This is a genomic window from Dactylosporangium sp. NPDC005555 (assembly GCF_040605635.1).
Taxonomy (GTDB): domain Bacteria; phylum Actinomycetota; class Actinomycetes; order Mycobacteriales; family Micromonosporaceae; genus Dactylosporangium.
The window spans coordinates 1-7,627 of sequence record NZ_JBEXDG010000127.1; the positions used below are offsets into that span (position 1 = coordinate 1).

Consider the following 7,627-nt stretch of genomic DNA (forward strand, 5'->3'; position numbering starts at 1 on the left):
CCGAGCTCGATCCGGAACCCACGGATCTTCACCTGATCGTCGGACCGGCCCACGTACTCCAGGGACCCGCCGGCGGTCCAGCGCACGACGTCGCCGGTGCGGTACATGCGACCCCCCGGCCCGCCGAACGGGTCGGCGACGAACCGCTCCGCCGTCAAGCCCGGCCGGCCGAGGTAGCCCCGGGCGAGCGGCGTGCCCGCGATGTACAGCTCTCCCGCGACACCGACCGGGACCTGCCGCAGCGCGCCGTCGAGCACATGAGCGCGGGTATTGGCGATGGGACGGCCGACGAGCGGCGTTGCGCTGTCACCGATCCACGCCATCAACGTGTCGACGGTCGCCTCGGTCGGGCCGTACAGGTTCACGCCGGTGACGTTGTCCGCATCGCGGACAGCTGTCCACAGCGCGGACCCGGCTGCCTCGCCGCCCAACGCCAGGATCGCGGGCGGATTGTCGAGTAGGCCCTCCGCGACGAGCCTGTCGGCAAGGGACGGGGTGACGTCGAGGAAGTCGATGCCGTTGCGGGCGACGTAGCCGGCGAGAAGCGCGGGGTCGCGGCGGGTCTCGTCGTCGAACAGGTGCAGCTCATGTCCCGCGAGGAGCCACAGCACGCCCTCCCACGACGTGTCGAACGACAGCGCCGCCGACAACCCCACCCGGATCCTGTTGTCCGTCAGCCGTTCGAAGATCTCCCGGCGGTGGTGCTCGAAGAAGTTCACCACCGCGCCGTGCTCGACCACCACGCCCTTGGGCTTGCCGGTCGAGCCCGACGTGTACAGCACGTACGCCGCCTGCCGCGACGATACGACGGGCAGCTCCACCAGGGGCACATCACCGGACGTCGGGACGCTTCGCAGTACCACGGCAGCGTCGGCGTCGGCGAGCATGAACGCGATCCGGTCGGCCGGCAGGTCCACGTCCACCGGCAGATACACCGCACCGGCACGCAGCACGGCCAGCCACGCGACGACCGAGTCCATGCTCCGCGGCAAAACCACCGCGACGACACGCTCGGGACCGGCGCCCATCCCGACCAGGCGACGGGCGAGGACGTCGACCCGGTCAGCCAGCTCGTTGTAGGTCAGCGACTGCGAGCCGAAGACGACCGCGGGGACGTCCGGCGAAGCGGCGACCCGCTCCAGGAACACGTCCACGACGGACGCGGCCGCCACGGGGTGTGCGGTGCTGTTCCAGCGGGCGAGGCCGGCGCGCTCACCGGGCAGCAGCAGGTCCACTGTGGACAGCCGGGCGGACGGGTCGGTGGCGAGGGCGCGCAGCAGCGCGGTGAGCCGGTCCAGGATCCCGGCGGCCGTTTCCGCGGTGAACAGGTCGGGCCGGTATTCGAGGCCGAACGTGAGGGACATGTCCGGCACGACGGTCAGGGTCAGCGGGTAGTGGGTGGCGTCGTGCCCGGTGACGGCGGCGAGCCGCAGCCCGGACGCGCCCTGCCCGGCGGCGATGCCCTCCTCGTCGAGGGGGTAGCTCTCGAAGACGGTGAGGGTGTCGAAGAGCGCGCCGATCCCCGCCTGCCGCTGGATCTCGGCGAGGCTCAGGTACTGGTGGTCCAGCAGCGCCGCCTGCTCCCGCTGGACACGGTCGAGCAGCGACGTCCACGTGTCGTCGCGGCGGACCCGGACCCGGACGGGGAGGGTGTTGATGAACAGGCCGACCATGTCCTCGACGCCGGTGAGCTGCGCGGGGCGGCCGGAGACGGTGGCGCCGAAGACGACGTCGTCGCGGCCGGTGAGCCCACCGACGAGGAGGGCCCAGGCGGCCTGGACGACGGTGTTGAGGGTGACGCCGAGCCGCCGGGTCAGCGCGGTGACGGCGGCGGTGGTGCCGGCGTCGAGGTGGGTGCCGACGACGGCGGGGACGACGGGGCGGCGGGTCGGGTCGGCGGGCGCGACAAGGGTCGGCTCGGTGACGCCGTCGAGGGCCTGCCGCCAGGCGGCACGGCCGGTGGCCCGGTCCTGCGCGGTGAGCCAGGCAAGGTAGTCGCGGTAGGGGCGCGGCGCCGGCAGCGGGGTGCCGGCGTAGAGGGCGAGGAGGTCACGCACGAGCAGCGGCGCGGACCAGCCGTCGAGCAGGATGTGGTGGCCGGTCATGACGAGCCGGTGCGCGTTGTCCGCCAGCCGGACGAGGGTCCACCGCAGCAGTGGCGGCTTGCCGAGGTCGAAGCGCCGCCCGCGGTCTTCCGCGGCGATCCGTTCGACCTCTGCCTCGGCCGGGCTGACGCCGGTCAGGTCGGCGAACGTCCACGCCTGCGTGACCTTCGCCGGGATCAGCTGGACGGGTTCGCCGGTCTTGCGGGGGCGGAACGCGGCCCGCAGGTTCGGGTGCCGGTCGAGGAGCGCGGCGGCCGCGGCGCGGAGCCGGTCCGCGTCGAGGGGGCCGGTGAGGTCGAGGATCTGCTGCACCGAGTACACGTCGACGGCGGCCGGCTCGTCGAATGTGCTCAGGAAGTACAGGCCCTCCTGCAGCGGGGACAGCGGCAGGATGTCCTGCAGTCCGGCCGGCTTGCTCGCGCTCACAGATCGCTCCAGTCGTCTTCGAATTCGTCGATCTCGTCCTGGCTGAGGGTGACCAGGAGGTCGGACGGGGTGTGGCCGCCGGCGGCGCCGTCCTTGGTGTGGGTGGCGAGGCCGTCGAGGGCGGCGAACCAGGCACCGGCGAGGGTGGCGACGTCGTTGTCGGTGAACAGGTCCGCCGGGTAGGCCCAGCGCACCTCGAGCTCCGGCCCGTCGGGGCCGTCGAGGGTGGTGACGGTGATGTCCAGGGCGTGGCTGACCGGCAGCCCGTCGTCGACCACCCCGAGGTCCAGGGGGTCCGCCGACCAGCTGTCCGCGGAGCCGGCGCTGAACCGGCCCAGGTAGTTGAACAGCACCTGCGGCGTGGCGGCCCCGACAAGGGCGGAGGCGGGTTGGAGGTGGCGCAGGAGGCCGTAGCCGATGCCGTTGTCGGGCACGGCCCGCAGCTGTTCCTTGACCCGCTTGAGCGCGTGCCCGGCGGACGGGCCGCCGGTGACGACGTCGGCCGGGTCGACCGGGCCGGGGTCGAGCAGGACCGGGTACGCGGTGGTGAACCAGCCGACGGTCCGGGACGTGTCGGCGCCGGGCACGACGTCCTCGCGGCCGTGGCCTTCGAGGTCGACGACGAGCGGGCCGGTGCCGCCGCGCCACTGCCGCACGGCGACGGCGAGGGCGGTGAGCAGCACGTCGGGCACGGCGGCGTGGAACGCGGCCGGGACGGTCGTCAGCAGCGGCGCGGTCCGCTCCGGCTCGAGGGTGCGGGTGAGGTGCCGCAGCGGCGACGCCCGGCCGGGCGCGGGCAGGACGGGCGGCGCCGCCTGCGCCTGCCAGAAGTCCAGTTCATCCGTGCGGGCGGCCGCGGCGGCGGTCAGGCCGTGCGCCCATTGCCGCAGCGACGTCGGCACCGGCGGCAGCGTGGGCGCGCGCCCGGCGGTGACGGCGTCCCAGGCGTCGCGTAGGTCGGGCACGATGATGCGCCACGAGACGCCGTCGACGACGAGGTGGTGCGCGACGAGCAGCAGCCGTCCCGGCGCGGCGACGGCCTGCAGCATGACCCCGTCGGAGGGCGCCAGGCGGGCCACGGCGGCGGCGTACGCCTCCGGGAGCGCCGCCTGGTCGTCCACTGTGGACATCAGGTCGGCGGCGCGGACGGTGCCGGTCGGCGGCACGTGCAGCCCGGCCGGGGTCCAGCGGGCCCGCAGCGCGTCGTGCGTGTCGAGGACCGCCTGCAGCGCGGCGACCAGCGACGCCGGGGTCGCGGCGGCGGGGACCCGGACCAGCAGTGACTGGTGGAACCGGTCGATGGGAGCGTCGAGCGAGCGCAGCCACGCGACGATCGGGGTGACCGGGACCAGGCCGAGACCGGCGCCGTCGGGCTCGGAGGCATACCCAGGCGCCTGGCCCGGTTCGGCGGAGGCGACGGCGGCGAGCCCGGCCGGGGTCTTCGCCTCGAACACCTGCCGGGGGGTGACCCGCAGCCCGGCGGCGCGGGCCCTGGACACGAGCTGGATCGACATGATGCTGTCGCCGCCGAGGGCGAAGAAGCTGTCGTCGGGGCCGATGGCCGGTACACCCAGAATCTCCGCGAACAGGTCGCGCAGCAGTTGCTCGACGGGCGTGCCCGCGGCCCGGTCCTCGTCGCCGCCCGAGGCGGTGAAGGCGGGTGCGGGCAGCCGGCGCCGGTCGACCTTGCCGCTGCTGGTGAGCGGCAGCTCGGCGAGCGCGACGACGGCGGCGGGGACCATGTAGTCGGGCAGGACCGCGCGCAGCGCGTCCAGATCGGCCCGGCCGACGACGTGGGCGACCAGCCGGCCGTCCACCACGCCGACGGTGACGGCCTCGACGCCCGGCTGGGCGCGGACGGCGGCCTCGACCTCGCCGAGCTCGATCCGGAAGCCGCGGACCTTCACCTGGTTGTCGGCGCGGCCGACGAACTCGATGTCGCCGCCGGCGCGTCGCACGACGTCGCCGGTGCGGTACAGGCGGGCGCCGGGCGGGCCGAACGGGTCGGCGACGAACCGCCCGGCGGTCAGGTCCGGCCGGCCGAGGTAGCCGCGGGCGAGGCCGGCGCCGCCGAGGTACAGCTCGCCGGTGACGCCGTCGGGCACGACCCGCAGCCGGTGGTCCAGGACGTGGGCGGTGCGGCCGTGGTCGGGCCGGCCGATGCGGACCGCGCCGGGCTCGCACGCCCACAGGGTCGCGTTGACGGTCGCCTCGGTGGGCCCGTAGGCGTTGAACATGGTGTGCGTGCGCGCCCACCGCTCGACGAGCTCTGGCGGGCACCGGTCGGCGCCGGTGACGACGGTGACACCCTCGGGGATGCTGCCGGCGGGCAGTGCGCCGAGCGCGGACGGCGGCAGCGCGAAGTGGGTGACGCCGGCGTCGGCGAGGAACTGGGCGTAGGGCGGCCCGAGCCGGGACTCCTCGGGCACGATCACGAGGGCGGCGCCGGACAGCAGCGACATGACGAGCTCGGCGATCGTGACGTCGAAGCTCGGCGACGCGAACTGCGCGACCCGGCTGGTGCCGCTGATGCCGAACGTGGTGATGAACGTCTCGGCGAGACCGGAGAGCCCGGCGTGCGGGACGACGACGCCCTTCGGCCGGCCGGTCGAGCCGGACGTGAAGATGATGTAGGCGGGGTGACCGGGGCGCAGCGGCGCGCGCCGGTCGGCGTCGGTGAGGTCGCCCGCGTCGCGGTGGGCGGTGAGCGCCGGGACGTCCACGGCGAGGAGCGGCACGGGCGGCTCGGCGCCGCTGGTCGACCTGACGAGGGCCAGGACCGGCGCCGCGTCGTCGATCATCGCGGCGAGCCGGTCGGCGGGCTGGCCGGGCTCGACGGGCAGGAACGCGCCGCCGGCCTTTGCCACGGCCAGCTCCGCCACGACGAGGCCCGCGGAGCGCGGGAGCAGCACCAGCACGACCCGCTCCGGCCCGACGCCACGGTCGACGAGCACCCTCGCCAGACGGTTCGCGGCGGCGTTGAGCTCGGCGTAGGTGAGCGTCGTGCCGCCGTCGACCAGCGCCGTGGCGGTGGGGGTCGCGGCGGCCTGCGCCTCGAACATCGCCGGCAGGGTCTGCGCCGTCGCGTGCGGCGGCGCGCCGTGCGACGCGGTGAGGACCGCGCGGTGCTCCACTTCGGACAGCAGCGGCGCGGCGCCGATCGGCTGGTCCGGGGCCGCGGTGAGCGCGTCGAGGAGCCGCACCAGCCAGGTCGCGAGCCGTGCCGCGGTGCCGCGGTCGAACAGGTCGGTGGCGTATTCGATGATGCCGCTCATCCCGTCGGCGCCGTGCTCCTCGGTGACGACGATGCCGAGGTCGAACTGCGCGACGCCGGTGTCGATCGGCAGCGGGGTGCTGCGCAGGCCCGGCAGCGCCGGGGTCCTCGCCGGCACGTGCTGGTGCGACAGCATCACCTGGAACAGCGGGTTGCGCGACAGGGTCCGCTCCGGGTTGACCGCCTCGACGAGCCGCTCGAACGGCAGGTCGGCGTGCGCGAACGCGTCCAGGTCGGTCGTCCGGACCCGGGCGACGAGGTCGCGGAAGGTCGGGTCGCCGGAGACGTCGGTGCGCAGCACGACGGTGTTGACGAAAAACCCGACGAGGTCGTCGAGGATCTCCTCGTCGCGGCCGGCGACGGGGCTGCCGAGCGGGATGTCGTCGCCGGCGCCGAGCCGGTGCAGCAGCACGGCGGTGGCGGCCTGCACGACCATGAAGACGGTGGCGCCGACGTCGCGGCCGAGGCGGCGGATGCGGTCGTGGACGTCCGCGCCGACGGTGAACGTGACGATGCCGCCGGTGTAGGACGGCACCGGTGGGCGGGGCCGGTCGGTCGGCAGGGTCAGCTCTTCGGGCGCGCCGGTGAGCGCGTCGCGCCAGTAGGCGGCCTGCCGGTGCAGGAGGCTCGCCGGGTCGGCCGGGTCACCGAGGAGTTCCCGCTGCCAGTGGGCGTAGTCGGCGTACTGGACGGGGAGGGCGGGCTGTTGCGGTGCGACGCCGGCGGTGCGGGCGGCGTACGCGAGGCCGAGGTCGTGCATGAGCCGGCCTTCGGACCATTCGTCGGTGACGATGTGGTGCAGCAGGATCAGCAGTGTCGCGGTGTCCGGGCCGGTCCGGAACAGCGTGGTGCGTATGAGGGGTTCGGCCTCGAGCCGGAACGGGTAGCGACCCGCCTCGGTCAGCCGCGCTGTCAGCTCCGCATCCGTGCAGCTCACGACCTCGAGGGCCGGGGTGGTGGGCGGCAGGATCAGCTGGTACGGCCGGCCGTGCTCCTCGGCGAACACGGTGCGGAGGCTGTCGTGCCGGGCGGCGACGTCGCCGAGCGCGGCCCGCAGCGCGCCGACGTCGAGCGGGCCGGTGAGCTGGGTGGCGAACGCGACGTTGTAGGTGGCGCTGGGCCCGGTGAGCCGGTGGTGGAACCACAGGCGCTGCTGCGCGTAGGACAGGGCGGGCCGGTCGCCGTCGGGCCGGCGGCGCAGTTCGGGGCGGGCGGCGGCGCCGGGCCCGGTCTCGGCGATGCGGCGGGCGAGGGCGGCGACGGTCGGCGCCTCGAACACGGTCCTGATCGACAGCGGCCGGTTGAAGACGGCGCGGGTGCGGGCGGTGAGGCTGGTGGCGAGGAGCGAGTGGCCGCCGAGGGCGAAGAAGTCGTCGTGGATGCCGACGGTGGGCAGGCCGAGCAGCTGCGCGAAGAGCGCGCACAGCAGGGTTTCGGCGGGTGTACGGGCGGCGACGGCCCCTGCGGTGGCGGTGAGGTCGGGTGCGGGCAGCGCTTTGCGGTCGACCTTGCCGGCGGTGGTAGACGGCAGCACGTCGAGGACGACGAACGCGGCCGGGACCATGTGCTCCGGCAGGCTCGCGGCGGCGGTCTCCTTCAGTGCTCTTGCGGTGAGGCCGTCGCCGACCAGATACGCGACGAGCTGCTTGATACCGGGTGTGTCCTCCCGCGCCATGACGACGACCTGGACGACACCCGGATGCTGGGCGAGGACGGTCTCGATCTCGCCGAGCTCGATCCGGAACCCACGGATCTTCACCTGATCGTCGGACCGGCCCACGTACTCCAGGGACCCGCCGGCGGTCCAGCGCACGACGTCGCC

Annotated in this window: 2 protein-coding genes; both read right to left on the minus strand. The window is 74.6% G+C overall.

Annotated features, from left to right (window positions below):
- The coding region (locus ABZS58_RS50605; protein ID WP_354791956.1) for an amino acid adenylation domain-containing protein at positions 1–2,531 on the minus strand (2,531 nt) is incomplete at its 3' end.
- Complete coding sequence (locus ABZS58_RS50610) at positions 2,528–7,618, minus strand: amino acid adenylation domain-containing protein (protein WP_354791957.1); 5,091 nt, start codon at positions 7,616–7,618, stop codon at positions 2,528–2,530. The genes ABZS58_RS50605 and ABZS58_RS50610, both read right to left, overlap by 4 nt.
- Between the last annotated feature and the right edge of the window lie 9 nt (positions 7,619–7,627).